A 25,047-nucleotide genomic window follows, 5' to 3' on the forward strand; every position below is an offset into this window, starting at 1 on the left:
CGGTCGGCCCCGGACGCGTCGGTCGCCCCCGGGGGCGGCGCGTAGAGTCGACCCCTGTGCACCCCGTACCAGCGGGTACACCGTCGACCGACCCTGACGAGGAGACTTTCGTGACCGACCCGGCGTCCACCGCCCTCCAGCAGCAGATCGCCCGGGACCTCCTGGTCGCCGAGGCCTTCGACCCGAAGACGGAGATCGAGCGCCGGGTGGCCTTCCTCACCGAGCGGCTGACCTCCACCGGTCTTCGCTCCCTGGTCCTCGGCATCAGCGGCGGCGTCGACTCCACGACCGCCGGACGGCTCTGCCAGCTGGCCGTGGAGCGGGCCCGCGCCGCCGGTCACGACGCCACCTTCTACGCGATGCGCCTGCCGTACGGCGTCCAGGCCGACGAGCACGACGCGCAGACCGCCCTCGGCTTCATCCGCGCCGACCGGGTCCTCACCGTGGACGTCAAGGCGGCCAGCGACGCGGCCCTGGACGCCTGCCTCGCCGGCGGGGTCACCTTCCGCGACGCCCACCACCAGGACTTCGTCCAGGGCAACATCAAGGCCCGGCAGCGGATGATCGCCCAGTACGCCGTCGCCGGCGCCCACGACGGTCTCGTCGTCGGCACCGACCACGCCGCCGAGGCCGTCTCCGGCTTCTTCACCAAGTTCGGCGACGGCGCCGCCGACGTCGTCCCGCTGACCGGCCTGACCAAGCGACGCGTCCGCGCGATCGCCGACGAGCTGGGCGCCCCGGCCGAGCTCGTGTGGAAGACCCCCACCGCCGACCTGGAGACCCTGGACCCGGGCAAGGCCGACGAGGACGCGCTCGGCGTCACGTACGACGACATCGACGACTTCCTGGAGGGCAAGCCGGTCGCGGAGGCCGCCTTCGCCACGATCGTCCGCCGCTACGAGCTCACCGAGCACAAGCGACAGCTGCCGATCGCTCCCTGAGCGGACGGCGGGGCGGAGTCGGAGGATCCTGGAAGGGGTGCCTGGGCGCCAGGCCCCCGGAAGGGAGCACGACATGTTCGGCGAGACCACGGCGTACAGCGGCTTCTCGGTCGACGACCTCGACGCCGCACGCGGCTTCTACGGCGATGTCCTCGGCCTGACGGTGGAGGAGACCGGCATGGAGGGGATGCGGATGCTGAACCTCACCCTGCCGGGCGGGGCGCGCGTCTTCGTCTACCCCAAGGAGAACCACACCCCGGCGACCTTCACGATCCTCAACTTCGAGGTCGACGACATCGACCGGGCCGTGGACGATCTGGTGGGGCGCGGGGTGACGTTCGAGCGCTACCCCGGCTTCGAGGCGGACGAGAAGGGCGTCGTGCGCTCCGGGCACGGGCCCGCGATCGCCTGGTTCACGGACCCGGCCCGCAACGTCCTGGCCGTCCTCTCGAACGGCTGACCGCCCCGCTGCGGGAGACCCGCCGCCCCTGGAGGTGTCCTGTCGATCATGTGTCGAGCCGGATGAGCGTGCCGGCGAGGGTGACGGCGGCGGTTCGTGCTGGACAGGGGCTCATCCGCAGAGGTCGACTCGCTCGCACCGCTGTACCGACCTTCGGGTTACAGTGCTCGCCGATCCGATCGGACCCACAGCCAGGAGAACCGGGTGACGATGACCTCAGGGAGTGACCTGGGCCCTCTGCCGTCGCTGGGGGCAGCCCCAGAACTCCGTCCGACTCCGGGTGCTCCGGCCGGCCTCATGCGTCGCTGTGCCGCGGTCGCCGTTGACCTTCCCATCGCCGTGGCCGTCGTTCTGGGCCCACTTCTCACGCTGGACCCGATACTCGAGGCCCTCGCTGTCACGGGAGACCCGGCGCGAACCGCCTGGCGTGCTGCGGCCTTCGCGTGGCTCCTCGTCTTCGTTCTGAGCTATTCACCGGTGTGCGTCTCACGCTGGGGCGGCACTCCGGGCAAGCGCGTCATGGGGATGGAAGTCATCCGCGCGAGTGACGGCGCACGGCTCGGCTACGGCGCCGCAGTGGTCAGACATGTCACGAATCTGGTGGCCAACGCCGTGCCCGTGCTCCTCGTCGCCAACGTGTCCTCGATCACCCTCAGCCCGAACCGTCAGGGTGTCCATGACAAGAGGGTCGGCAGTCAGGTGATCCACCGCAGGTGAGGGTTCGGCCGACGTCGTGTCACATGCACGCGACGCGGGGCGTCATAGCGGCATGACTGCAAAGAAGCTTTTCGTCTCCGTCCCGCTGGCCGCCGTCCTCATGACCGCCGCCGCGCCCGCCGGCGCCACGGCCACCGACTCGTCCGCGTTCACCCCCTGGCGCAGTGCCTGGGCCACCGCCCCGCAGGCCCCCACCCACACCGACTGGTACCCCAACTGGTCCGAGGTGGGGTTCGACAACCAGTCCGTGCGGCAGGTGATCCGCGTCGGCGCGGAGGGCTCCGAGCTGCGCATCCGGCTCTCCAATGTGTACGGGACGGCCCCGCTCCGCCTGACCGGCGCGACCGTCGCCCGCAGTGCCGGCGGCGCGGCCGTGCGGGCCGACTCGGTGCGGACGGTGCGGTTCGGCGGGGCGGACGGGGCGACCGTCCCGGCGGGCGGGCAGCTGTCGAGCGACGCGGTGGCCCTGCCCGTACGGGCCCTGGAACAGCTCACCGTGACCCTGCACTTCCGGGGGCGTACCGGCTCGGCGACCTTCCACAACTTCGCCGACACCCTTACGTACCGGGCGTCGGGGGACCACCTGCGTGACGCGGCGGGCGAGGCGTTCGCGGAGCCGCCGAGCCTGTCCTGGTACTACCTGGCCGGGGTGGACGTGAAGCCGCCGGAGTCGCCCGGCCGCGGCCGTGACGCGGTCGTCGCCTTCGGTGACTCCCTCACCGACGGCGTCGGCTCGACCTTCGGCGCCGACCGCCGCTACCCCGACGCGCTGGCCGACCGACTCGTCGCCGACGGCCGTACGCGGCCGGTGCTCAACCTGGGCATCGGCGGCAACAAGGTCCTCAACGACTCCCCGTGCTTCGGCGAGAGCGCCCTCTCCCGATTCCGGCGCGACGTACTCGGCCGCCCCGACGTGCGCACGGTCATCGTCCTGCAGGGCACCAACGACATCGTCCTGCCCGACAACCCCCAGGACCGCTGCACCGTCCCCAGCCCCTTCGTCACGTCCGCCGAGATCGTCGCCGGTCACCAGCAGCTCATCCGCGAGGCCCACGCCCGCGGCGTGAAGGTCGTCGGTGCCACCCTCCCGCCGTACCAGGGGTACGCGTACTGGACCGAGCGCGGCGACCGTGTTCGCAACGAGGTCAACCACTGGATCCGCACCAGCGGCGCGTACGACGGCGTCGTGGACTTCGACCGCGTGGTGGCCGACCCGGTGCACCCCGAGCGGATCGCGGCGGAGTACGTCTCCACCGATCTGATCCACATGAAGGACGCCGGCTACAAGGCGATGGCCGACGCGGTCGACCTGAACTCCCTCTAGCCAGGGGGGCGGCTTGTCGATCAGGCCGGGCTGATCGACAAGCCGCCCCCCTGGCCCCCGAACGGCCCGGCCGGCGTGCGCGGGGGCCACCTACCGCCTCGAATGGGAGGGTGACCGCGCCGCCCGACGACTGCCTCGCCCGCAACGAGTGGATCTGCGGCGACTACCTCTCCACCCGGCGCGAGATCCTCGGCGACGCCGTCGTCCAGCACCTCCAGCTGACCGGCGCGTCCCTCGCGCTCGCGCTGCTGCTCGCCCTGCCCCTCGCCGTCGCCGCCCGCCGGTGGCGCTGGGCGGCCGGACCCGTCCTCGGGGTCACCACGCTCCTGTACACGATCCCGGCGCTCGCGATGTTCTCGCTGCTCCTGCCCCTGTACGGGCTCTCCGCCGCCCTCGTCGTGGCCGGACTCGTCCTGTACTCCCTCACCCTCCTCGTACGGAACGTCCTCGCCGGGCTGCGAGCCGTCCCCGAGGAGACCCGGCAGGCCGCGCGCGGCCTCGGTTACGGGCCGATCCGGCTGCTCCTCACCGTCGAACTGCCCCTCGCCCTGCCCGCCGCCATGGCCGGCCTCCGCATCGCCACCGTGTCCGCCGTCTCCCTCGTCACCATCGGTGCGATCGTCGGCCACGGCGGCCTCGGCAACCTCATCTACGCGGGCATGAACACGTACTTCAAGGCCCAGGTCCTCACCGCCTCCGTGCTCTGCGTCGTCATCGCCGTCGCCGCCGACCTCCTGCTCCTCGGAGTGCAGCGGCTCCTCACCCCCTGGACCCGGGGCCAGGCCGCGTGACCACCCTCGCCGACGCCTGGTCCTGGCTCACCACCGCCGCCAACTGGTCCGGCGAGAACGGCGTCTGGCACCGGCTCGGCGAGCACCTCTTCCTCACCGGCGTCTGCCTCGCCCTCAGCTGTCTGCTCACCCTGCCCGTCGCGCTCGTCCTCGGGCACCTCGGCAAGGGCGGCGCGCTCGCCGTGAACCTCGCCAACGCCGGGCGGGCCGTGCCCACCTTCGCCGTCCTCGTGCTGCTCCTGCTCAGTCCGCTCGGCCCGTACGGGCAGTGGCCGACGATCATCGCCCTGGTGCTGTTCGCCGTGCCCCCGCTCCTCACCAACGCGTACGTCGGGATGCGGGGCGTCGACGCCGACGTCGTACGGGCCGCCCGGGGCATGGGCATGACCGGCCGCCAGACCCTGGCCCGGGTCGAACTGCCGCTGGCCCTCCCGATGATCCTCACCGGCGTACGGATCGCCGCCGTCCAGCTCGTCGCGACCGCGACCGTGGCCGCGCTCGCCGGCGGCGGCGGCCTCGGCCGGATCATCACCGCCGGCTTCAACCTCGCCTCCACCCCGCAGGTCGTCGCCGGAGCCTTCCTCGTCGCCGTGCTCGCCCTCCTGGTCGAGGCGGCCTTCGAGGGCGCTCTGCGCGTCGGCCCGGCGCGGACACGGGCGCGGGGGAGCGGCGGGTGAGAGGGCCGGGAGCGGGCGCCGTCGCCCTGAGCATCGCGCTGCTGGCCTGCGGCGGTCTCGCCGGCTGCGCCGCCGGTCCGGCCCTGGAGGACCAGCGCGCGGTCACGGGGCAGCCCGGCGGCAGTCACCGGCTGGTCGTCGGCTCGGCCGGGTTCACCGAGAGCGACCTCCTGGCCCAGATGTACGCGCTGCTGCTCCAGGAGGCCGGCTACCGCATCAAGATCCTCTCCGTCACCAACCGCGAGCTGTACGAGCCCGCCCTGGAGAGCGGTCAGATCGACGTCGTTCCGGAGTACGCGGCGACCTTCGCCGACTGGCTGAACGCCAAGGTCCACGGGGCGGACGCGCCGACCGTCGGCTCGCCCGACCTGACCGCGACCATGACGGCCCTCCGCGCGCTCGCGGGACCGCGCGGGCTCACGGTCCTCGACGCCGGCCGTGCCGTCGACCAGAACGCCTTCGCCGTCACCGCCGCCTACGCCGCCGAACACCGCCTGAAGTCCCTGAGCGACCTCGGCGCCGCCCGTCTCCCCGTCCGCCTCGCGGCCGGTGACGAGTGCGTCCGGCGGCCGTACTGCGCCCCCGGCCTGAAGGAGGTGTACGGCATCGACGTGACGGCCGTCGACCCCAAGGGCGTCGGCACCACCCAGGCCAAACAGGCGGTGCAGAGCGGCCAGGACCAGCTGGTGCTCACCACGACCACCGACGCCACCCTCGACGAGTTCGGCCTCGTCCTGCTCGCCGACGACAAGCACCTGCAGCACGCCGACTTCATCGTCCCCGTCGTCAACCGCGCCCGCGCCGGGAACGAGGGCGTCACGCGCGCGCTCGCCCGTCTGAACACGGTCCTGACCACGTCCGATCTGGCGCATCTCAACGAACAGGTGGACAGCTGGCGGCGGCTTCCGGAGGACGTGGCGCGGAACTACCTCACACAGAAGGGACTGGTCCCGCCCTGACCTCCGGTGCTGTGATCCACTGTCCTAGGGCCGTACCGAACAGGAGCAGGAGCAGCGTTGACCACCTACCGCCAGCCGGGCCTCGTCCTCACCGACCACCGTTTCCCCGTCCCCCTCGACCACGCCTGCCCCGACGGCGAGCGCATCGAGGTCTTCGGCCGTGAGGTCGTCGCGAGCGGGAACGCCGGACAGGGCCGCGAGAAGCTTCCCTGGCTGGTCTACCTGGAGGGCGGGCCCGGTTTCGGCGCCCGCCGCTTCATCGGCCCGCAGGCCTGGCTCGGCCGCGCCGTGCGGGAGTTCCGCGTCCTCCTCCTCGACCAGCGCGGCACCGGCCGCTCCACCCCCGCCAACCGGCAGACCCTGCCGCTGCGCGGCGGTCCGGCCGAGCAGGCCGACTACCTGGCCCACTTCCGCGCCGACTCCATCGTCGAGGACTGCGAGCTGATCCGGCGCCGGCTCACCGGCGGCGCGCCCTGGACCGTCCTCGGCCAGAGCTTCGGCGGCTTCTGCGCCACCCACTACCTCTCCACCGCACCCGAAGGCCTGGACACCGTCCTGGTCACCGGCGGCCTGCCCTCCCTGGACGCCACCGCCGACGAGGTCTACCGCGCCGCGTACCCCCGCATCCGGCGGAAGAACGAGGCCCATTTCGCCCGCCACCCCCAGGACGCCGAACGGGCCCGGGCGATCGCCGCCCACCTCCTCGACCGCGAGGTCGTCCTCCCCGGCGGCGGCCTCCTGACCGTCGAGGCCTTCCAGTCCCTCGGCATCCTTCTCGGTTCCGGCGACGGCACCCACCAGCTCCACCTCCTCCTGGAAGGCGCCTTCGTGCCCACCCCGGGCGGGCCCGCGCTCTCCGACGCCTTCCTGGAGCAGGTCCAGACGCACCTCTCGTACGCCGGACACCCGCTGTACGCCGTACTCCACGAGGCCATCTACGCCCAGGGGGAGGGCCCCACCGACTGGGCCGCCGAGCGCGTCCGCGCCGAGTACCCCGAGTTCGACGCGCGCACGGCGCTCGCCGAGGGCGCGCCGCTGCTCTTCACCGGCGAGACCGTCCACCCCTGGCACTTCATCACCGACCCCGCCCTGCGCCCGCTCCGAGAGACCGCCGACCTGCTCGCCGCGCGCACCGACTGGGCCCCGCTGTACGACCCCGAGCGCCTCGCCGCCAACCAGGTCCCGGTGGCCGCCGCCGTCTACCACGACGACATGTACGTCGACACCGACCACTCCCTGGAGACCGCCCGTGCCGTGCGCGGCCTGCGGACCTGGGTGACCGACGAGTTCGAGCACGACGGGGTGCGGGCCGGCGGGCCGCGCGTCCTCGACCGGCTCCTCGCCCTCGCCCGGGACGAGGTCTGACGGCACGGCATAGGATTCGGCGCGCAATCGACCAGCAATGACACCGGTGCGTGAGCCCCGGCGCGCGCACGAGGGGGCCCGGATGGCGGCACGCGAGACACCGGCTTCCGGCCGGGAGCTGAAGTTCCGGGCCCTCATGGCGGAGCTGCGGCGCGGCATCCTCGACGGCACCTGGCCTCCCGGCAGCAAGCTCCCCACCGAACGCGCCCTCGCCACCGAGACGGGCCTGTCCGTCACCACCGTCCGCCGCGCCTACGAGGACCTCGTCGCCCTCGGCCTCGTCGAACGGCGCCAGGGCGCGGGCACCTTCTCCGCCCACCGCCCCGAGCGGGACCGGGCCGACCGTCGCATCATCGGCGTCCTCGTCCCCGACACCGCCTTCTACTACCCGCGCGTCCTCCAGGGCATCGAGAAGGAACTCGCGGCGGCCGGCGCCCGGCTCGTCCTCGCCTGCTCGCACTACGACCCCGCAGAGGAGGACGCCGCCGTCGAGCGGCTCCTCTCCGACGGCGTCCACGGCCTCCTCCTCGTCCCCAGCCTGCACACCGCGACCGACCCGGGCCGGCGCGCCGAGGAGCTCCTCGCCCTGCCCGTCCCCGCCGTCCTCGTCGAACGCCGGCTGGCCGCCCACGGCCCCGGCGACCCCACCGAACACGTCTGCACCGACCACGAGGGCGGTGCCTACGACGCCGTGCGCCACCTGCGGGCCCTCGGTCACGAGCGGCTCGGCCTCGTCGCCCGCACCGACGCGCCCACCACCGCGCCCATCGAGTCCGGCTTCGCCCGTGCCCTCGCCGACCTCGGACTGCCCGAGGCCCCGCCCTACGAGCGGGACGTGATGGCCCGCTGGGACCCGGACCGTGCCGACCGGGCCCTCGCCGCGCTGCGCGCCGCCGGTGTCACGGCCGCGCTCTGCTTCGGCGACCGCGAGGCCGCCCTGATGCTCGGAGCGGTCCGCCGCGCCGGGCTGCGGGTGCCCGAGGACCTCGCCCTGATCAGCTACGACAACGAGTTCGCCGACGTCGCGGAGACCCCGCTGACGGCCGTCTCGCCCCCCAAGTACCAGCTCGGCCGACTCGCCGCGCAGCTCCTGCTCCGACGGCTCGCCGAGGGGGACGCCGCCCCGCTCCACCAGGTGCAGCTGAGGCCGCGCCTGGTGATCCGCGCCTCCTGCGGGGGACGGGCGCGGGGAGACGCGACGGGGGGAGACGCGACGGGGGAAGACGCCGGAGGGCCAGGAGCGCAAAAGTCCAAGCAGTGAGTACGAATTGCTCATGGTGTGCTCTGGTCGCGCACGGATACAACTCGGTCCGGACCCGCGAGGGACCCTGTGAGGAGAGGACCCGGACCATGAGCACCCACGTCAGCGCGGAGATCGCCGGCCAGCCCGACTGCTGGCGCCGCGCCGCCGAGATCGCGGGCCGCGACACCGGCCTGCTGCCGGCGCGCGGCGAGCGCGTCGCGGTCGTCGGCTGCGGCACCTCGTACTTCATCGCCCGCGCCTACGCGGCCCTGCGGGAGTCCCTCGGCGCGGGCGAGACCGACGCGTTCCCCGCCTCCGACACGACCCCGCTCGGCCGGGGCTACGACCGGATCGTCGCCCTCACCCGCTCCGGCACCACCACCGAGGTCGTGGACCTGCTCGCCCACGCCGCCGGCCGTGTCCCGACGCTCGTCGTCACCGGGGTCCCCGGCAGCCCCGCCGGACGGCTCGCCGACCGGGTCGTCGACCTCGGTTTCGCCGACGAACGCTCCGTCGTCCAGACCCGGTTCGCCACCACCGCCCTCCAACTCCTGCGCGCCGGACTCGGGGTGGACCTCGGGCCCGCGATCGCGGACGCCGAACTCGTCCTGTACGAGCAGCTGCCCGCCGCCTGGGAGCGGAGCGGCCAGTTCACCTTCCTCGGCACCGGATGGACCGTCGGGCTCGCCGACGAGGCGGCGCTCAAACTCCGCGAAGTGGCCCGCGCCTGGACGGAGTCGTACGCGGCGATGGAGTACCGCCACGGCCCCATCAGCATCAGCGACCGGACGAGCCTGGTGTGCTGCCTCGGCCCGGCACCGTCCGGCCTCCGGGAGGAAGTGGAGTCCACGGGCGCCCTGTTCGCCGCCGACGCGATCGACCCGGTCGCGGCCCTCGTCCGCGCCCAGCGGCTCGCCGTCGCGCTCGCGGACCGGCGCGGCCTCAACCCCGACCGCCCGCGCCACATTTCACGCTCGGTGATCCTCGCCGGAGCGTTCCGCCCGACCGTGTCGGAGGCGACCCGTATCCTGCGGTCATGATCGACACGGATGCCACGGACCTTCTGGAGATGCCCGGCGACTGGACGCGCGCGCTGTGCGTCGTCGCCCACCCCGACGACCTGGAGTACGGCTGCGCGGCGGCGGTCGCCGCCTGGACGGACCAGGGGAAGGAGGTCACGTACGTCCTCGCCACGCGCGGCGAGGCCGGGATCGACTCCCTCGCCCCCGACGTCTGCGGCCCGCTGCGCGAGCGGGAGCAGCGGGACAGCGCCGCCGTCGTCGGCGTGGACACGGTCGAGTTCCTCGACCACCGCGACGGCGTGATCGAGTACGGACTCGGGCTGCGCCGCGACATCGCCGCCGCGATCCGCCGCCACCGCCCGGAACTCGTGATCACCCTCAACCACCGCGACACCTGGGGCGGGGGCCCCGGCGCCCCCTGGAACACCCCCGACCACCTGGCCGTCGGCCGCGCCACGCTCGACGCGGCGGCCGACGCGGGGAACCGCTGGATCTTCCCCGAACTGACCGAGCAGGGCCTGGAGCCCTGGAACGGCGTCCGCTGGGTCGCGGTCGCCGCCTCCAGCACCCCCACGCACGCGGTCGACGCGACCCCGGGCCTGGACCGCGCGATCCGCTCCCTGCTCTGCCACCGCGCCTACATCGAGGCGCTGACGGACGAGAACCCGGAGGAGTACGTCCGTACCTTCCTGACCACGGCGACGACCCGAGCCTCCTCCCGCTTCGCCGACCGGCCGGCGGTGACGTTCGAACTCTTCGCCCGCTGACACGGGCCTGGGGGGCGTGCCCGCGAACCTCGCGGCGGGACTGCGGCAGAGGGTCTTCGACCGTCTGGACGCAGCCGAGGGCGTCTACCGATTGCGGGACTCCTCAGCCCCTCAGCCCTCTGCCCTCGGCCTCACGGCATGGGCGCGGGCTTCAGGACCGCGAAGACCGCGCCCGCGGGGTCGGCGAGCCAGGCGATGCGGCCGACGTCCGGGACGTCGGCGGCGGGCATCAGGACCGAGCCGCCGTTGCCCTGTGTCGACCGGGCGATCGCGTCGGCGTCCTCGACCGCGAAGTACGGGACCCAGCTCGGCTTCATCCCTTCCTGGACCTCGGCGGCGCCGCCGAACGAGGCGTCCTGCTGGTCGCCCTCGGCGGTGGAGATCACCCGGTAGGTCATGCCGGGGGCCTTCATCTCCGACCAGCGCCAGCCGAAGAGCTGCTGGTAGAAGCCGAGGACGGCCTCGGGGTCCGCGACGTGCAGCTCCACCCAGAGCAGGGTGTTGGTTTCCGAGGTCCGTTCCAGGCCCCGCACCGCGGCCGGCTGCCACACGGCGAACCGCGCGCCGCCCGGGTCCGTGAGGTTGGCCATCCGGCCGGCGTCCATGACGTCGAAGGCCGGGCTGCGCACGGTGCCGCCCGCGGCCTCGGCGGCCTGTTGGGTGTTGTCGGCGTCCGGGGTCTGGAAGTAGACCGTCCAGGCGCTCTGCGCGCCCTCCTCGGTGAGCGGGCCGACCGCTCCGACCGTGCGGCCGTCCTGCTGGAAGAAGCCGTAGCCGCCGGCCTCGGGGCCCAGCGACTGGAAATCCCAGCCGAAGACGGAGCCGTAGAACGCCGCGGCGGCTTTGGTGTCGGGACTGCCGAGGTCGATCCAACTGGGGGAACCGGTGGTGAACTGCGTACCGAGCATGGGTGCTGTTCCGTCCTTCCACGATCCGTGAACGCCGTGCGTGACCGTCGTCCTTCCGGCCACCATGGCCGATCCTCACCCCTCCGTCCGGGCGACGCAGCCCCAGTCGGCCGGGTTCATCCGACCGGCCGACCGGCCGCCCTCGCCTCCAGGTCCGCGAGCAGCAGCTCGTTGCTGATGGCCACGCCCGCCCGGTATCCCCGGCTCACCGCGTTGACCACCTGTTCCTGCGGGCCCGTCACGTTCCCGGCCGCCCAGACGCCGGGGACGCTCGTCCGGCCCGTCTCGTCGACCGCGACGAACTCCCCGAACGGGGTCTCGCGCAGCTCGGCGCCCAGCTCCCTCAGCACCCCGTCCCGTGCCGCGAGGCGCCGCGCCCCGACGAAGACCACCGCGCGCGGGACGAACCGCCCGTCGGCGAGCCGGACCCCGGTCAGCCGGTCGTCCTCGACGGCGAGCCCGGCGACCTCGCCGGCCACGACCTCGACCCCGGCCGCGTCGAGCAGTGCCGCGTCCCTGGCGGAGAGCTCGCCGGCCGTGTGCAGGAAGAGCGTCACGTCCTTCGACCAGCGCGAGACCATCAGGGCCTGGTGCGCGGGCATCGTGGGGTGGGCGATCACCCCGAAGGGCTGGTCGCGGACCTCCCAGCCGTGGCAGTACGGGCAGTGCAGCACGTCCCGGCCCCAGCGCTCGGCGACCCCGTCGAGCTCCGGGAGCTCGTCGACGAGTCCGGTCGTCACCACGAGTCGTCGCGCACGCGCGCGCGTGCCGTCCGCCAGGGAGAGGAGGAAGCCGTCTCCGTCGGGCGCCGCGCCGGTCACCCGGCCGTCCCGCAGCTCCACGCCGTACGCGGCGAGCTCGCGCCGGCCGGCCGCCAGGTACGCGGCCGGGCTCATGCCGTCCCGGGAGAGGACCCCGTGCATGTGGGCCGCCGGCGCGTTGCGGGGCTCGCCCGCGTCGACGACCAGGGTGCGCAGCCGCGAGCGGCCCATGATCAGCGCCGCGCTGAGCCCGGCCGCGCCACCGCCCACGACCGCCGCGTCGTATGTGTTGTCCATCTGTGCGTTCATGCCCCGAGCGTCGGCCGGACCCAGCCGTGGGTGCAAAGAATCTTGCCGATTCTGCAAGACTGGACGCATGACCGAAGACGACCGCATCGACGCCGTCCTGACCGAGGTCGGCCCCCGGCTCCGCCGCGTCCGCCGCGACCGCGGGGTGACCCTGGCCGAGCTCTCCGCCGCCACCGGCATCTCCGTGAGCACCCTGTCCCGGCTGGAGTCCGGGCAGCGCAAGCCCAGTCTCGAACTGCTCCTGCCGCTCGCCCGCGCCCATCAGGTCGCGCTGGACGAGCTGGTCGGCGCCCCGCCGGTGGGCGACCCCCGGGTCAAGGCGAAGCCCATCGTGCGCAACGGCCGGACGATGTACCCGCTGACCCGGCAGCCCGGCGGGCTCCAGGCGTACAAGGTGATCCAGGAGACGGCGCACGAGGCCCCCGAGCCCCGGGTGCACGAGGGGTACGAGTGGCTGTACGTGCTCTCCGGAAGGCTCCGGCTCGTCCTGGGCGAGCACGATGTCGTCCTGGCCGCCGGTGAGGCGGCCGAGTTCGACACGCGCGTCCCGCACTGGTTCGGGCCGGCGGCCGACGGCCCGGTGGAGTTCCTGAGCCTGTACGGGCCGCAGGGGGAGCGCATGCACGTCAGGGCGCGCCCCAAGAAGTCCGGCTGAGCCGTTCCCACCGGGGCAAGCGACCGCTTAGTATGCACCGACCGCTCGGTACGGAGGAGGCTTCCGGATGCAGGCATGGCGTGTGTACGAGAACGGCGAACCGGGCGCGGTGATGCGCCGCGAGGAGGTGGAACCACCCACGCCAGGCGACGGCCAGGTCCTCCTGAAGGTCCGCGCCGCGAACGTCAACTTCCCCGACGCGCTGCTCTGCCGCGGCCACTACCAGGTGCGGCCCCCGCTGCCCTTCACCCCCGGCGTCGAGGTCTGCGCCGAGACCGAGGACGGGCGCCGGGTCATCACCACCGCCGCCCTCCCGCACGGAGGCTTCGCCGAGTACGCCCTCGCCGACGCCGCCGGGCTCCTGCCCGCCCCGGAGTCGCTCGACGACGCCGAGGCCGCCGCGCTGCACATCGGCTACCAGACCGGCTGGTTCGGCCTGCACCGCCGCGCCGCCCTGCAGGAAGGCGAGACCCTCCTCGTCCACGCGGCGGCCGGTGGCGTCGGCAGCGCCGCAGTCCAGCTCGGCAAGGCGGCCGGCGCCACCGTCATCGGCGTCGTCGGCGGCCAGGAGAAGGCGGCCGTCGCCCGCGCCCTCGGCTGCGACGTGGTGATCGACCGCCGCTCCGAGGACGTCGTCGCCGCCGTCAAGGCCGCGACCGGCGGACGCGGCGCCGACGTGATCTACGACCCCGTCGGCGGCGAGGCCTACCAGCAGTCCGCCAAGTGCGTCGCCTTCGAGGGTCGGATCGTGATCGTCGGCTTCGCGAGCGGCACCGTCCCGGCGCCCGCGCTCAACCACGCCCTCGTGAAGAACTACTCGGTCCTCGGCCTCCACTGGGGCCTGTACGCGGCGAAGGACCCCGCCTCGATCGGCCGCTGCCACGAGACCCTCACGGCCTACGCCGCCAAGGGCCTGATCAAGCCCCTCATCGGCGAACGCGTCCCCTTCTCCGGCGCGGCCGACGCCGTCCAGCGCGTCGCCGACGGCACCACCACCGGCCGCCTGGTCGTCCTCCCGGAAGGAGTCGACGCGTGATCGACGCCGAGGAACTCCACTCCCGTACGCGGAAGTTGCTCGCGGAGCACCCGCCCGCGAGCACCGACCGCACCGACTTCCTGAAGGCCCGGTTCGACGCCGGACTCGCCTGGGTGCACTACCCCGTGGGCCTCGGCGGACTCGACGCACCCCGCGCGCTCCAGGCCGTCGTCGACGCCGAACTCGCCGCCGCGAACGCCCCCGACAACGACCCGCGCCGGATCGGCATCGGCCTCGGCATGGCCGCCCCCACCCTCCTCGCGTACGGCTCCGAAGAGGTCAAGAAGCGCTTCCTGCGGCCCCTCTGGGTCGGCGAGGAGGTCTGGTGCCAGCTCTTCAGCGAGCCCGGCGCCGGCTCGGACCTCGCCGCGCTCGGCACCCGCGCCGTGAGGGACGGGGACGACTGGGTGATCGACGGGCAGAAGGTGTGGACGTCCAGCGCCCACCTCGCCCGCTGGGCCATCCTCATCGCCCGCACCGACCCGGACGCGCCCAAGCACCGGGGCATCACCTACTTCGTCTGCGACATGACCGACCCCGGGGTGGAGGTCCGGCCGCTGCGCCAGATCACCGGCGAGGCCGAGTTCAACGAGGTCTTCCTCACCGGCGTCCGCATCCCCGACGCCCACCGCCTCGGCGAGGTCGGCGACGGCTGGCGGGTCGCCCAGACCACCCTCATGAACGAGCGGGTCTCCATCGGCGGCGCCCGCATCCCCCGTGAGGGCGGCATGATCGGGAAGCTCGCCACGACCTGGCGCGAGCGCCCCGAGCTGCGCACCCACGAGCTGCACCGGCGCGTCCTCGACCTGTGGGTCGACGCCGAGGTCGCCCGGCTCACCGGCGAGCGCCTCCGCCAGCAGCTCGTCGCCGGACAGCCCGGCCCCGAGGGCAGCGCGATGAAGCTCGCCTTCGCCCGGCTCAACCAGGCCATCAGCGGCCTGGAGGTCGAACTCCTCGGTGACGAGGGCCTGTTGTACGGCGAGTGGGAGATGCGCCGCCCCGAGCTCGTCGACTTCACCGGACGGGACGCCGGCTACCGCTATCTGCGCTCCAAGGGCAACTCGATCGAGGGCGGGACCAGCGAGGTGCTCCTGAACATCGTCGCCGAGCGGGTCCTCGGCCTGCCCCCTGAGCCCCGCAACGACAAGGACGTCGCCTGGAAGGACCTGGCCCGATGACAGCACAGACCGATCTGCTGTACTCCGACACCGAAGACGACCTGCGGGCGGCCGTCCGGGCCCTGCTCGCCGACCGGGCCGGTCATCAGACCCTGCTCGACCGGATCGAGACGGACAGCCCGTACGTCCCCGGCCTCTGGAAGTCCCTCGCGGCCGACATCGGTGCCGCCGGGCTCCTCGTCCCCGAGGAACTCGGCGGTCAGGGCGCGAGCCACCGCGAGACCGCCGTGGTCCTGGAGGAGCTGGGCCGCGCGGTGACCCCGCTGCCGTACCTCACGAGTGCGGTGGTGGCCACGGAGACGCTGCTCGGCCTCGCGGGGGAGGCCGGCCCGGCGGCCGAGCTGCTCGCCTCGCTCGCTTCCGGCGACCGCGTCGCGATCCTTGCGGTGCCGTTCTCGACCGCGCCCCACCCCGCCGGAACCGAGGGCATCCAGGATGGACCGGTGCGCGGGGTCGCCGACGCGGCCGCCGCCGACGTGTTCCTCGTCCCGCGCCCCGACGGGCTGTACGCGGTCCCGGCCGCCGACGCCGTCGTCACCCCACTGACGCCGCTCGACCTGACCCGACCGCTGGCCGTCGTCGACGCGGGCGGCGCCGAGGGCGTCCGGCTCGCCGACGGCGACGCGGCCCGCGCGGCCGTCCGGCGCGGACTGCTCGCGGGGGCGGGGCTGCTCGCCTCCGAGCAGCTCGGCCTCGCCGAACGGTGCCTGGAGGAGACCGTCCGGTACACCCGTGAGCGCCACCAGTTCAACCGGCCCGTCGGCTCCTTCCAGGCCCTGAAGCACCGGATGGCCCAGCTCTGGCTGGACGTCGTCGGAGCCAGGGCCGCGGCCCGCGCCGCCGCCGACGCCCTCGCCACCGGCAGCCCGGACGCCCCGCTCACCGTGGCCGTCGCTCAGGCGTACTGCTCCAAGGTCGCCGTCCGCGCCGCCGAGGAGTGCGTGCAGCTGCACGGCGGCATCGGCATGACCTGGGAGCACCCCGCGCACCTGGCGCTGAAGCGGGCCAAGTCCGACCAGATCGCGCTCGGTTCGGCGGGTCGGCACCAGGACGCGATCGCCGCCCTGATGGACCTCCCGGCGCCCGCGTAACGGAGCCTGGGCCTCCGAGTAAGGGGCCCCCTCGGTCCACACCCCTTTATGTACTGTTTGATTGCGACCTATTCGCAATAACAGTTGGTCTGCAAGAGGGGTGTGGACGCGATGGCTGCCCGATCCGTCCGCCGCGATCAGCCCAGGACGCCGCAAGCCCGCTACCGGACCACGCGATCGAGCTAACTCAACCCATCACAACGCCGAGACCTCCGGTACGGCGATGCTCGCGGGCCCGGAGGGCTCCACCGACCTGCTCGCCGCCGACGAGAAGACGCTTGCCCGCACCGTACGAGGCCGGCGCGTCGGCCTCGTACCGCAGAGCCCCGCCGCCCACCTCACCCCCGTCCGCACCGTACGGTCCCACCTGGAGGGGACCGTCCGCGCCCTCACCGGGAGCACCAGGAAGGCACGGCGCGGGGCCGCCGAGGCAGCCGCCGACCGGGCCGCCTTCCCGGCCGGGCACCTCGACCGGTATCCCCACGAACTCTCCGGCGGCCTCGCCCAGCGCGCCGCCACCGCCCTCGCCCTCATCGGCGACGCCCGCCTGCTGCTCGCCGACGAACCCACCACCGGCCTCGACCGCGACCTCGTCGACCGCACGGTCGACGAACTGCGCCGCCACACCGACGAGGGCCGCGCCCTGCTCCTCATCACCCACGACCTGGCAGCCGCCGCACGCATCGCCGACCGCGTCGCCGTCATGTACGCGGGGCGGATCGTCGAAGTCGCCCCCGCCCACCGCTTCTTCGGCCCCACCGGCCCCCGCCACCCCTACGCCCGCGGACTCCTCGACGCGCTGCCCGACCGGGCGTTCACCCCGATCCCCGGCATGCCCCCGGAGCTCTCCGCGCTGCCCGACGGCTGCGCCTTCGCCCCGCGCTGCCCGCGCGCCACCGCCCGCTGCGCCACCCGCCCCGAACCGACGGCCGGCGTGGCCTGCCACCACCCGGAGCAGCCCCGTGCTTGAACTCGACTCCGTCACCGCCGGATACGAGCGCCGCGCCCCCGTCTTCCGGGGCGCCTCCCTCACGATCGCCCCCGGCGAGTCCGTCGGGCTGCTCGGCCCCAGCGGCTGCGGCAAGTCCACCCTCGCCCGGGTCGCGGCCCTCCTCCACCGCCCCGACGCGGGCCGCCTCGTCCTCGACGGCACCGAGGTCCGGGCCGGGCGCCACCGCGCCCCGCGCGACCGGCGCACCTCCGTCGGCGTCGTCTTCCAGCAGCCCCGCACCGCCGCCGACCCCCGGCTCACCCTCACCGAACTGATCGCCGAACCCCTGCTCGCCGCCGGCCGCCGCGCCGAGGCCGCGGAGCGGGTCGCCGCCCTCGCCCCGGCCGTCGGCCTCACCCCCGACCTCCTCGGCCGCCGCCCCCACGAGGTCAGCGACGGTCAGCTCCAACGCGCCTGCCTGGCCCGCGACCTGACCCTCCGCCCCCGCTGGCTGATCTGCGACGAGATGACCGCCATGCTCGACGCCTCCACCACCGCGGCCCTCGTCGCCGCCGTCGAGACCTACCGCACCGAGACCGGCGCCGGCCTCCTCGCCGTGGGCCACGACCGCGTCCTGCTGAACCGCTGGTGCGACCGCACGGTCGAGTGGAAGGACTGCCTGCCCGCCGCGCCCTGACCGAATCTCACCCGTATGGCCGCCCCGCCATACGCCCGGACGGACCGCGCATTCCGCCACACTGTCCGCCGAACGCCGCAATTCCCGTGCGGCGACGGAGGGACGTGAGAGCGATGGCCGTTTCCATTTCCGTGGTGGTGCTCCTGCTGGTGCTGGCCGTGATCTTCCTGAGGAACGGCGGCCTGAAGGTCACGCACGCCCTCGTCTGCGCCCTGCTCGGCTTCTTCCTCGCCGGCACCAGCATGGCGCCCACCATCCACAACGGCGTGGCCGCCACCGCCAACGTGGTCTCCAGCCTCAGACCCTGATCCGCCCCACCGGGGTGCGGATACCCGCCCCACCGGGGTGCGGATACCCGAACCCCGGATCCGGGGGCGGGCACGATCGACCCGCCCCGCCGTGCCCGCCGAGGATGAGGGCATGGCTGAGACGACGACGGACACGAGGGCTGCGACCGCCGCCCGCGCCGAGGACCTGCACCGCTCCTACGGACGCGGCGCCGCCACCGTACACGCGCTGCGCGGAGTGTCGGTGGCCCTCGCGCCCGGCACCTTCACCGCGGTGATGGGCCCGTCCGGATCCGGGAAGACCACCCTGCTGCACTGCCTCGCCGGAATGGACCGCCCCACCCGCGGCACCGTCCGGTGGGGCGACACCGAGGTGACCCGACTGCCGGAACGGAAGCTCGCGGAACTGCGGCGCACCCGGATCGGCTTCGTCTTCCAGGCCTTCAACCTGATGCCCGCGATGACCGTCGCCCAGAACGTCGAGCTGCCCGGCCGCCTGGCCGGCACCCGGCCGGACCGCGCCTGCGTCCTCGACGCGCTCGCCCGGGTCGGCCTGGCGGGACGCGAGCGGCACCGCCCCGGACAGCTCTCCGGCGGCCAGCAGCAACGCGTGGCCATCGCCCGGGCGCTCGTCTCCCGACCGCAGCTGCTCTTCGCCGACGAACCGACGGGCGCGCTCGACCGGGCCACCGGCCACGAGATCCTCGCCCTGCTGCGCACCGGCGTCGACCAGGACGGCCGGACGTGCGTGATGGTCACCCACGACCCCGTCGCCGCCGCATACGCGGACCGGGTGCTCCTTCTCGCCGACGGACTCGTACGGGACGAGCTGAGCCGCCCCACCGCCACCGAGGTCTCGGCACGCCTCGGCCGGCTCGGCGGGTGACCGCCGTGCCCTCCCTCGCCCTCGGACAGCTGCGCCGGCGTCCGGCCGCCTTCACCGGACTTGCGGTCGCGCTCTTCCTCCTCGTCGCCACCACGACCCTCTTCGGCTCGCTGTTCGCCGCCGAGGCCACCGCCCCCGACACCGCCCGCCGTACGGCGGTGGAGGGACCCGGACCCATGGTGATCGCGGGAGCCTTCGGCGAGATCGCCGTCCTGGTCGCCTTCTTCGTCGTCGTCAACGCGATCGGCTTCGCGCTCCGCCGCCAGCACCGCGAACTGGCGCTCCTGCGCACCATCGCGGCCACGCCCCGTCAGGTACGGCGGCTGGTCCGCGCCCAGGTCCTCGTCACCGCCCTCCTCGTGGCCGCGCCCGGCTCGCTCGCCGGGACGCACGCCGCCCACCACTTCCTCGCCGCACTGCGACGGCGGGGGATGGCGGCCCCGGACATGCGGGTGCCGGAGACACCGCTGCCCGCCCTCGTCGCCCTCGCGGTCACCCTCGCCGTCGGGCTCGCCGCATCGGCCGTGGCGGTCCGCCGGCTCTCCCGGATGGCGCCCGCCGCCGCGCTCACCGCGACCGCCACCGAGCAGGGGCGGACCGGCCTGCCGCGCCTGCTCGCCGGCGTCTGCGCCCTCGTGGGCGGCGGCCTGCTGCTGCGGCTGGCCGCGACACGGCCGGCGGACGAGCTGGACAAGGCCGGGCAGGCGGCGCTGTTCGGATCGCTGGTGCTGCTGGTCGCGGTCGGCCTGACGGGACCGCTCGCGGCACGCGCCCTGGTGGCCGCCCTCGGCGCGCCGGTGCGGGCGCTGGTGCCCGGCACGGGCTGGCTCGCCGAGGCCAACCTGCGCGGATACGCCCGGCGCCTGACGTCCGCCGTGGTGCCGGTCGCGCTGCTCGTGGGCCTGTCGGCGACCATGATGATCATGACACGTACCGCCGAGCACGCGGCCGGTCCGACCGGCGCCACCTCCGCCACCGACGTCTGGCTCCGCCAGGCCGAACTGGCGCTGCTGACCTGCTTCGCCGCCGTCTCCACGATCAACACGGTCGTCGCCGTCACCGCGGAGCGGCGCCGCGAGTTCGCCCTGCTGCGGCTCGTCGGGGCGACCCGGCGCCAACTGCTGCGCATGCTGACCGCCGAGGCCGCGCTGACCACCGCGGTCGGCGTCCTCCTCGGCGCCGTGGTCGCCGCCCTCGCCACGGTCGCGTTCAGCACGGCGGCGACCGGCTCGGCGATGCCGTACGTCCCGGCGGCGGCCTGCGGATGGATCGTGGCGGGCGCGGCGGCACTGACCGTCCCGGGAACCCTCGGCGCGGGCCTGCGGGCGATCCAGGGGCCGGCGGCGGAACTGGCGGGCGGCGGCCGTGACTGACACCGACGACGACCGCCCGGCCGCGGCCGGGCCCACGGACGGTCCGCCCGCGAGGGTCGGTCCGCGCGTGACGGGTGGCACGGTCGCCGGGGGTGGCCGGACTCCGCCCGCTGCGGGGGGCCGACAGGTGACGCGTGGCACGGTCGTGGCGGGTGCCCGGACCCCGTCCGGGGCGGACGGTGCCGTGCGCCGCCGGTACTTCTCCGTACGGGGCGGCGAATGGGCGTTCGCCGTGGTGGGGCTGCCGGTCGCCGTGGTCGGCGGCGCGTACGCACTGGCCGTCCTGTATGCCGGGACGCTGCTCTCGCTCACCGTGCTCGGCCTGCCGTTCGTGGTTCTCGCGCTGCTCGGCGCGCGCGGACTCGGCACGCCTCACCGACACCTCGTCGGCCGACTGCTCGGCGAGCACGTCGAGACGCCGCCCGCACTGCCCCGCCCCGATCGCCTCCCCGCCCGCGGCCGTGCCGTCCTGACCGACCCGGTCGCCTGGCGGACGCTGCTGTACCTGGTCCTGCGGCTGCCGCTCGGCGTGCTCGGCTTCGTCGCGGCGGTGGTCCTGCCCCTCGGGTGCGGCTGGCTGGTCGGCTTTCCGCTCTGGGGCCGCCTGATGGAGCCCGACTCCCCTCCGGCCGCCCGGCTGAACGTGCTCTCCGTGCTGCTGGGCCTCGCCCTGGCGGCCGGGGTGCCCGGCGCGCTGCGCGCGGTGAGCGGAGCGAACCGGCGGCTCGCGGGACTGCTCCTCGGGCCCGCCCGCGCCCAGCGCCGCGTTCGCGAGCTCGAGGCGGCCCGATCCGTGCTGCTCGCGGACAACAGCGACCGGCTCCGCCGCCTCGAACGTGACCTGCACGACGGCACCCAGGCCCGCCTCGTGGCCCTGGCCATCACCCTCTCGCTGACCGAGGACGCGCTCGATCCGGCCTCCGGCCCGGACCTCGCCCGGCTGCGGAGCCTGCTGGACCGGGCCCGCGGCCAGACCGAGGAGACCGTCTCCGAGCTGCGGCTGCTCACCCGGGGCATCCACCCCGTCGCCCTCGACGGTGGTCTCGGCGAGGCCCTGCCGGGACTCGCCGCCACCTCGCCCGTTCCCGTCACCCTCCGCCTCGACCTCGCCGAACGCCCGCACGAGGCGATCGAGCGGGCCGTCTACTTCTGCGCGGCGGAGCTGCTCACCAACATCGCCCGGCACAGTGGAGCGCGGACGGCCTCGGTCGCGGCCACCGTGCGCGACGGTCGGGTGCGCCTGACGGTCCGTGACGACGGCCGTGGCGGCGCGGCACCCGGAGGCGGCACGGGTCTCGCCGGTCTGGCCGAGCGGCTGGCGTCGGTGGACGGCACCCTGCGGGTGGACAGCCCGCCGGGCGGCCCGACGGAGATCACCGCCGACCTGCCCGCGAGGCTGTGAGGGCAGGTCACCCGCCGGTCTCGGACAGATAGGCGAGCACGGCCTTCACCCGCCGGTTGTCCGCCTCCGTGGCCGGCAGGCCGAACTTCGTGAAGACGGCGGCGACGTGCTTCTCCACGGCCCGCTCCGACACCACGAGCCGTCCGGCGATGGAACGGTTGGAGTGCCCCTGCGCCATCAGCTCCAGGACCTCCCGCTCGCGCGGTGTCAGGGTGTCCACCCGGCCGGTGCGGTCGCCGTGCACCAGCCGGTCGACCACCTCCGGGTCCAGCGCCGTCCCTCCGGCCGCGACCCGGCGCAGCGCGTCCACGAACTCGGCGGTGCGGGCGACGCGTTCCTTCAGCAGATACCCGACGCCCGTCGCCCCGCCCGCGAGGAGCCGGGAGGCCCAGGCCGTCTCGATGTGCTGGGAGAAGACGAGGACGCCGACCTCCGGCGCGGTCGCCCGGATCTCCACGGCGGCGCGGATGCCCTCGTCGGTGTGGGTGGGCGGCATCCGGATGTCCACCACGGCGACGTCGGGGCGGTGCCCGGCCACCGCGGCGAGCAGCTCGGCCGCCGTCCCCGCGGTGGCCACCACCTGGCAGCCGCGGGCGCCGAGCAGTTCGACCATCCCGTCCCGCAGGATGACGGAGTCCTCGGCCAGCACCACGCGCAGACTTCTGTCGATCACCACGCCATTATCGGCCCCCGCGCCCGGGGGGCCGCGGGCGCCGCTCGTGAACGGACCATGAAACCAGGGCGAGTTCCATGTACATCTCAAGAGCTCCGGCCTAGCGTCGGGCGCCGGCGCGACGCACGCACGGACCCGAGGAGCCGCCTTGACCACCCCACCGCCCCGCAGCCGAGCACGCGCGTTCGCGCTGGTCACCGCTCTCGCCGCGGTCCTTCTGGCGGGCTCCGCGCCCGTCGCCCAGGCCGAGGAGATACCCCTCGCGCCCGGCCACCGCCTCGTCGACCACTACGAGGGCGCGCCCGCCACCGCGCGGCCCGTGCCCGGCGCGGGCCCGGCCCAGCACCCGTACCTCGCGCCCAACGGCCGGAGCGGCATGCACGCCGACGGCGCCGGCAGCGGCACCCACCCCTACTCCGGGCCGCTCGGGCACGACCCCGGGGTCCACAGTGAGAAGATCGCGGCCGTCGGCGGCGAGTGCGCCACCGTCACCTTCGACGCCGCCGGCCGCCTCGTCACCGTCTGCGGCACCTTCAGCGGCTTCCTCCTGAAGCTGCTCGACCCGCGCACCCTCGGCACCCTCGCCGAGTACAAGCTGCCGCAGCGCTCCTCCACCGTGGAGGCCGTCACCCGCCTCGACTTCGAGAAGATCTTCAAGGACACCTCCGGAGGCGCCTACTTCTACCTCGACGACCGGGACCGGGTCGTCCTCGCCGACTCCCGCCAGCACGTCCTGCGCATCGTCCACCGCCAGAAGCCCGACGGTGCCTGGGAGTTCGTCGTAGAGAACGACTGGGACCTCACCTCCCTCGTCCCGCACGACTGCGTCAGCTGGACGAACCTCTTCCCCAGTGGCGTCTGCGACCCCGTCACCTCCGTCATGCCGGACTGGGACGGCCGCATCTGGTGGGTCACCCGCCTCGGCCGCGTCGGAACCGTCGACCCCGCGACGGGCGCGCTGCGCGTGATCCGGCTCGACGGCGAGGAGATCCAGAACTCCTTCTCCGTCGCCGAGGACGGCGTATCCGTCGTCACCGACCACGCCCTGTACAGCTTCCGCGCCGACGCCGACGGCGTCCCCCGCGTCCGGTGGCGCGAGACGTACGACCGGGGCACGGGTACCAAGCCCGGGTCGGTGAACCAGGGTTCGGGCACCACCCCCGATCTCTTCGGCACCCGGGACCAGTACGTCGCCATCACCGACAACGCCGACGACCGGATGAACGTCCTCGTCTACCGCAGGGGCGCGGACGTGCCCGCCGCCGAGCGGCTCGTCTGCAAGGTGCCGGTCTTCGGCAGCGGCGCCTCCACCACCGACAACTCCCTGATCAGCTGGGGCGACAGCCTCGTCGTAGAGAACAACTACGGCTACGAGAACCCGAGTTCGCTGCTCCTCGGCCGGAGCGTCGTCGGCGGCGCGACCCGGATCGACGTCCGGGCCGACGGCAGCGGCTGCGACACCGTCTGGGAGAGCGACGTCCGCTCGCCGTCCACGGTCCCGAAGCTCTCCACCGCCAACGGACTGCTCTACTTCTACGAGAAGCGCCCCAACTCCTGGGGCATCGACGCCTGGTACCTCACGGCCGTCGACTTCCGCACCGGACAGCGCGCCTTCTCCCGCTTCACCGGAACCGGGCTGTCCTACGACAACAACTGGGCACCGATCACCATCGGCCCCGACGGCACCGCGTACGTGGGCGTCTTCAACGGCATCGTCGCCGTCCGCGACCGCGCCTGACGCCCGGCGCGCGGCGCGGCGCCCCGTGGCGCCGCGCCGCGCCGCTCACTCCATCTCGGGCATGTCGCCCACGGTCGTCTTCTCGTCGATCACCGCGAAGGCGGCACCCTGCGGGTCCACGATCGCCGCGAACCGGCCGAACGGGCTGTCCATCGGCCCGAACACCTTCCGTCCGCCCAGCGCTTCGGCCCGCTCGACGGCCAGGTCGCAATTGTCGACGGCGAAGTAGATCTGCACGTACGAGGGGATCTCCGCCGGGAAGTCCTCCGCCGTCATCTTCATCCGGCCCAGGACGGGCCGCTCGCCACCGAGGTCGAAGACCCGGTAGTCCATGTGCTCGTCCTTGATCTTCTTGGAGCCGAAGCCGAAGACCTCGGTGAAGAAGGTGTCGGACTTCGCCGGCTCACGGGTGAAGACCTCCGCCCAGGCGTACGAGCCGGGCTCGCTCTGCCGCTCGAAGCCCTCGTGCGCACCGGCCTGCCAGACGCCGAACGTGACGCCGGCGGGGTCCTGCGCGATGCACATCGAGCCGAAGTCGCCGACCTGCATCGGTTCCATCAGGACGGCGCCGCCCGCGCCCCGGATCTTCTCCGCCGTCGCCGCGACGTCCGGCGAGGCGAAGTACAGACACCAGGCCGACTGCGGCTCCCCGTCCTGGCCCGGCATCGGCGGGACGACCGCCGCGACCGCCTTGCCGCTCTTGTACGCCTGCGTGTAGTTGCCGAATTCCGAGGAGGCCTCGCCGAAGTCCCAGCCGAGCACATCGCCGTAGAACGTCTTGGCGCCCTCGACGTCGGTGAACATCGCGTCGGTCCAGACCGGCGTGCCTTCAGGTCGTGCGGCCATGACGGTGACT

At 73.9% G+C, this 25,047-nt stretch carries 25 protein-coding genes and 1 pseudogene; 22 read left to right on the forward strand and 4 right to left on the reverse strand.

Translation table 11 applies throughout. From position 1 onward, the window contains the following. Window positions 1-110 precede the first annotated feature (110 nt). The 11 genes from nadE (at window position 111) to ACN9M0_RS33480 (ending at window position 10,266) form a co-directional block, all read left to right on the forward strand. Window positions 111-941, forward strand: coding sequence for an ammonia-dependent NAD(+) synthetase (gene nadE / locus ACN9M0_RS33430; protein ID WP_366041624.1), 831 nt, complete (start codon window positions 111-113; stop codon window positions 939-941). 73 nt (window positions 942-1,014) lie between these two features. Beyond that, complete coding sequence (locus ACN9M0_RS33435) at window positions 1,015-1,401, forward strand: VOC family protein (protein ID WP_426404746.1); 387 nt, start codon at window positions 1,015-1,017, stop codon at window positions 1,399-1,401. 297 nt (window positions 1,402-1,698) lie between these two features. Then, window positions 1,699-2,118, forward strand: a complete 420-nt coding sequence (locus ACN9M0_RS33440) for an RDD family protein (protein ID WP_426405362.1) — start codon at window positions 1,699-1,701, stop codon at window positions 2,116-2,118. Window positions 2,119-2,170: 52 nt separating this feature from the next. Then, window positions 2,171-3,442 (forward strand): SGNH/GDSL hydrolase family protein, encoded by a 1,272-nt coding sequence (locus ACN9M0_RS33445; protein WP_426404747.1) that lies wholly within the window; start codon window positions 2,171-2,173, stop codon window positions 3,440-3,442. 110 nt (window positions 3,443-3,552) lie between these two features. After that, the gene (locus ACN9M0_RS33450) at window positions 3,553-4,233 is read left to right on the forward strand and encodes an ABC transporter permease (RefSeq protein WP_399697506.1); all 681 of its coding nucleotides are present in this window, start codon (window positions 3,553-3,555) and stop codon (window positions 4,231-4,233) included. Further along, a complete protein-coding gene (locus ACN9M0_RS33455; protein WP_399697504.1) occupies window positions 4,230-4,910 on the forward strand; it encodes an ABC transporter permease in 681 nt (226 codons plus the stop codon). The genes ACN9M0_RS33450 and ACN9M0_RS33455 overlap by 4 nt, the downstream gene beginning before the upstream one ends. 26 nt (window positions 4,911-4,936) lie before the next feature. Further along, window positions 4,937-5,869: an ABC transporter substrate-binding protein gene (locus ACN9M0_RS33460; protein ID WP_399697565.1), complete on the forward strand. Its 933-nt coding sequence runs from the start codon at window positions 4,937-4,939 to the stop codon at window positions 5,867-5,869. A gap of 57 nt (window positions 5,870-5,926) precedes the next feature. Beyond that, window positions 5,927-7,234, forward strand: coding sequence for an alpha/beta fold hydrolase (locus tag ACN9M0_RS33465; protein WP_366041618.1), 1,308 nt, complete (start codon window positions 5,927-5,929; stop codon window positions 7,232-7,234). An 82-nt stretch (window positions 7,235-7,316) separates the two neighbouring features. After that, the gene (locus ACN9M0_RS33470; protein WP_426404748.1) at window positions 7,317-8,495 is read left to right on the forward strand and encodes a GntR family transcriptional regulator; all 1,179 of its coding nucleotides are present in this window, start codon (window positions 7,317-7,319) and stop codon (window positions 8,493-8,495) included. A gap of 89 nt (window positions 8,496-8,584) precedes the next feature. Next, window positions 8,585-9,517: an SIS domain-containing protein gene (locus ACN9M0_RS33475; RefSeq protein ID WP_366041616.1), complete on the forward strand. Its 933-nt coding sequence runs from the start codon at window positions 8,585-8,587 to the stop codon at window positions 9,515-9,517. After that, window positions 9,514-10,266 carry a PIG-L deacetylase family protein gene (locus ACN9M0_RS33480; protein ID WP_366041615.1) on the forward strand — a complete coding sequence of 251 codons (753 nt, stop codon included), beginning with the start codon at window positions 9,514-9,516 and terminating at the stop codon, window positions 10,264-10,266. The genes ACN9M0_RS33475 and ACN9M0_RS33480 overlap by 4 nt, the downstream gene beginning before the upstream one ends. A gap of 131 nt (window positions 10,267-10,397) precedes the next feature. Here the strand turns inward: ACN9M0_RS33480 and ACN9M0_RS33485 are convergent, their stop codons facing one another. Continuing rightward, a complete protein-coding gene (locus tag ACN9M0_RS33485; RefSeq protein WP_426404749.1) occupies window positions 10,398-11,174 on the reverse strand; it encodes a VOC family protein in 777 nt (258 codons plus the stop codon). Between the two features lie 116 nt (window positions 11,175-11,290). After that, window positions 11,291-12,244, reverse strand: a complete 954-nt coding sequence (locus ACN9M0_RS33490; protein ID WP_399697498.1) for an NAD(P)/FAD-dependent oxidoreductase — start codon at window positions 12,242-12,244, stop codon at window positions 11,291-11,293. A 67-nt stretch (window positions 12,245-12,311) separates the two neighbouring features. Between ACN9M0_RS33490 and ACN9M0_RS33495 the strand changes: the two genes are divergently transcribed. The 10 genes and pseudogenes from ACN9M0_RS33495 to ACN9M0_RS33540 all read left to right on the forward strand — a co-directional run bounded on the left by ACN9M0_RS33495 (window position 12,312) and on the right by ACN9M0_RS33540 (window position 21,780). Then, window positions 12,312-12,899 (forward strand): helix-turn-helix domain-containing protein, encoded by a 588-nt coding sequence (locus tag ACN9M0_RS33495; protein WP_366041612.1) that lies wholly within the window; start codon window positions 12,312-12,314, stop codon window positions 12,897-12,899. 67 nt (window positions 12,900-12,966) lie between these two features. Further along, the gene (locus ACN9M0_RS33500; protein ID WP_426404750.1) at window positions 12,967-13,935 is read left to right on the forward strand and encodes an NADPH:quinone oxidoreductase family protein; all 969 of its coding nucleotides are present in this window, start codon (window positions 12,967-12,969) and stop codon (window positions 13,933-13,935) included. Then, window positions 13,932-15,113: an acyl-CoA dehydrogenase family protein gene (locus ACN9M0_RS33505; RefSeq protein ID WP_366041610.1), complete on the forward strand. Its 1,182-nt coding sequence runs from the start codon at window positions 13,932-13,934 to the stop codon at window positions 15,111-15,113. The genes ACN9M0_RS33500 and ACN9M0_RS33505 overlap by 4 nt, the downstream gene beginning before the upstream one ends. Further along, the gene (locus ACN9M0_RS33510) at window positions 15,110-16,204 is read left to right on the forward strand and encodes an acyl-CoA dehydrogenase family protein (protein ID WP_426404751.1); all 1,095 of its coding nucleotides are present in this window, start codon (window positions 15,110-15,112) and stop codon (window positions 16,202-16,204) included. The genes ACN9M0_RS33505 and ACN9M0_RS33510 overlap by 4 nt, the downstream gene beginning before the upstream one ends. A gap of 199 nt (window positions 16,205-16,403) precedes the next feature. Then, window positions 16,404-17,174 (forward strand): annotated as a pseudogene (locus tag ACN9M0_RS33515) (oligopeptide/dipeptide ABC transporter ATP-binding protein); the annotation flags it as partial. Then, a complete protein-coding gene (locus ACN9M0_RS33520; RefSeq protein ID WP_426404752.1) occupies window positions 17,167-17,832 on the forward strand; it encodes an ABC transporter ATP-binding protein in 666 nt (221 codons plus the stop codon). The pseudogene ACN9M0_RS33515 and the gene ACN9M0_RS33520, both read left to right, overlap by 8 nt. 113 nt (window positions 17,833-17,945) lie before the next feature. Beyond that, window positions 17,946-18,140, forward strand: coding sequence for a hypothetical protein (locus ACN9M0_RS33525; protein WP_030690730.1), 195 nt, complete (start codon window positions 17,946-17,948; stop codon window positions 18,138-18,140). A gap of 112 nt (window positions 18,141-18,252) precedes the next feature. After that, the gene (locus ACN9M0_RS33530) at window positions 18,253-19,005 is read left to right on the forward strand and encodes an ABC transporter ATP-binding protein (RefSeq protein ID WP_426404753.1); all 753 of its coding nucleotides are present in this window, start codon (window positions 18,253-18,255) and stop codon (window positions 19,003-19,005) included. Between the two features lie 5 nt (window positions 19,006-19,010). Beyond that, the gene (locus ACN9M0_RS33535; protein WP_426405363.1) at window positions 19,011-20,378 is read left to right on the forward strand and encodes an FtsX-like permease family protein; all 1,368 of its coding nucleotides are present in this window, start codon (window positions 19,011-19,013) and stop codon (window positions 20,376-20,378) included. Window positions 20,379-20,505: 127 nt separating this feature from the next. After that, window positions 20,506-21,780 (forward strand): sensor histidine kinase, encoded by a 1,275-nt coding sequence (locus ACN9M0_RS33540; protein ID WP_366041606.1) that lies wholly within the window; start codon window positions 20,506-20,508, stop codon window positions 21,778-21,780. Between the two features lie 7 nt (window positions 21,781-21,787). Here ACN9M0_RS33540 and ACN9M0_RS33545 read toward each other — a convergent pair whose 3' ends face one another. After that, window positions 21,788-22,453 carry a response regulator gene (locus tag ACN9M0_RS33545; RefSeq protein ID WP_426404754.1) on the reverse strand — a complete coding sequence of 222 codons (666 nt, stop codon included), beginning with the start codon at window positions 22,451-22,453 and terminating at the stop codon, window positions 21,788-21,790. Between the two features lie 148 nt (window positions 22,454-22,601). Between ACN9M0_RS33545 and ACN9M0_RS33550 the strand changes: the two genes are divergently transcribed. Further along, window positions 22,602-24,191: a hypothetical protein gene (locus tag ACN9M0_RS33550; RefSeq protein ID WP_399697486.1), complete on the forward strand. Its 1,590-nt coding sequence runs from the start codon at window positions 22,602-22,604 to the stop codon at window positions 24,189-24,191. Between the two features lie 45 nt (window positions 24,192-24,236). On the opposite strand, the gene ACN9M0_RS33555 is transcribed toward ACN9M0_RS33550, so the two are convergent. Next, window positions 24,237-25,037, reverse strand: a complete 801-nt coding sequence (locus ACN9M0_RS33555; RefSeq protein ID WP_399697484.1) for a VOC family protein — start codon at window positions 25,035-25,037, stop codon at window positions 24,237-24,239. Window positions 25,038-25,047 lie beyond the last annotated feature (10 nt).

Source organism: Streptomyces sp. R-07 (assembly GCF_049913175.1).
In the GTDB taxonomy this organism is placed as follows: Bacteria; Actinomycetota; Actinomycetes; order Streptomycetales; family Streptomycetaceae; genus Streptomyces.

Coding starts and splice junctions, on each gene's coding strand:
- ACN9M0_RS33485 (WP_426404749.1), bottom strand. CDS start 11,174: ATGCTCGGTACGCAGTTCACCACCGGTTCCCCCAGTTGGATCGACCTC.
- ACN9M0_RS33510 (WP_426404751.1), top strand. CDS start 15,110: ATGACAGCACAGACCGATCTGCTGTACTCCGACACCGAAGACGACCTG.
- ACN9M0_RS33440 (WP_426405362.1), top strand. CDS start 1,699: ATGCGTCGCTGTGCCGCGGTCGCCGTTGACCTTCCCATCGCCGTGGCC.
- ACN9M0_RS33475 (WP_366041616.1), top strand. CDS start 8,585: ATGAGCACCCACGTCAGCGCGGAGATCGCCGGCCAGCCCGACTGCTGG.
- ACN9M0_RS33470 (WP_426404748.1), top strand. CDS start 7,317: ATGGCGGCACGCGAGACACCGGCTTCCGGCCGGGAGCTGAAGTTCCGG.
- ACN9M0_RS33495 (WP_366041612.1), top strand. CDS start 12,312: ATGACCGAAGACGACCGCATCGACGCCGTCCTGACCGAGGTCGGCCCC.
- ACN9M0_RS33555 (WP_399697484.1), bottom strand. CDS start 25,037: ATGGCCGCACGACCTGAAGGCACGCCGGTCTGGACCGACGCGATGTTC.
- ACN9M0_RS33530 (WP_426404753.1), top strand. CDS start 18,253: ATGGCTGAGACGACGACGGACACGAGGGCTGCGACCGCCGCCCGCGCC.
- ACN9M0_RS33445 (WP_426404747.1), top strand. CDS start 2,171: ATGACTGCAAAGAAGCTTTTCGTCTCCGTCCCGCTGGCCGCCGTCCTC.
- ACN9M0_RS33480 (WP_366041615.1), top strand. CDS start 9,514: ATGATCGACACGGATGCCACGGACCTTCTGGAGATGCCCGGCGACTGG.
- ACN9M0_RS33500 (WP_426404750.1), top strand. CDS start 12,967: ATGCAGGCATGGCGTGTGTACGAGAACGGCGAACCGGGCGCGGTGATG.
- ACN9M0_RS33435 (WP_426404746.1), top strand. CDS start 1,015: ATGTTCGGCGAGACCACGGCGTACAGCGGCTTCTCGGTCGACGACCTC.
- ACN9M0_RS33525 (WP_030690730.1), top strand. CDS start 17,946: ATGGCCGTTTCCATTTCCGTGGTGGTGCTCCTGCTGGTGCTGGCCGTG.
- ACN9M0_RS33490 (WP_399697498.1), bottom strand. CDS start 12,244: ATGAACGCACAGATGGACAACACATACGACGCGGCGGTCGTGGGCGGT.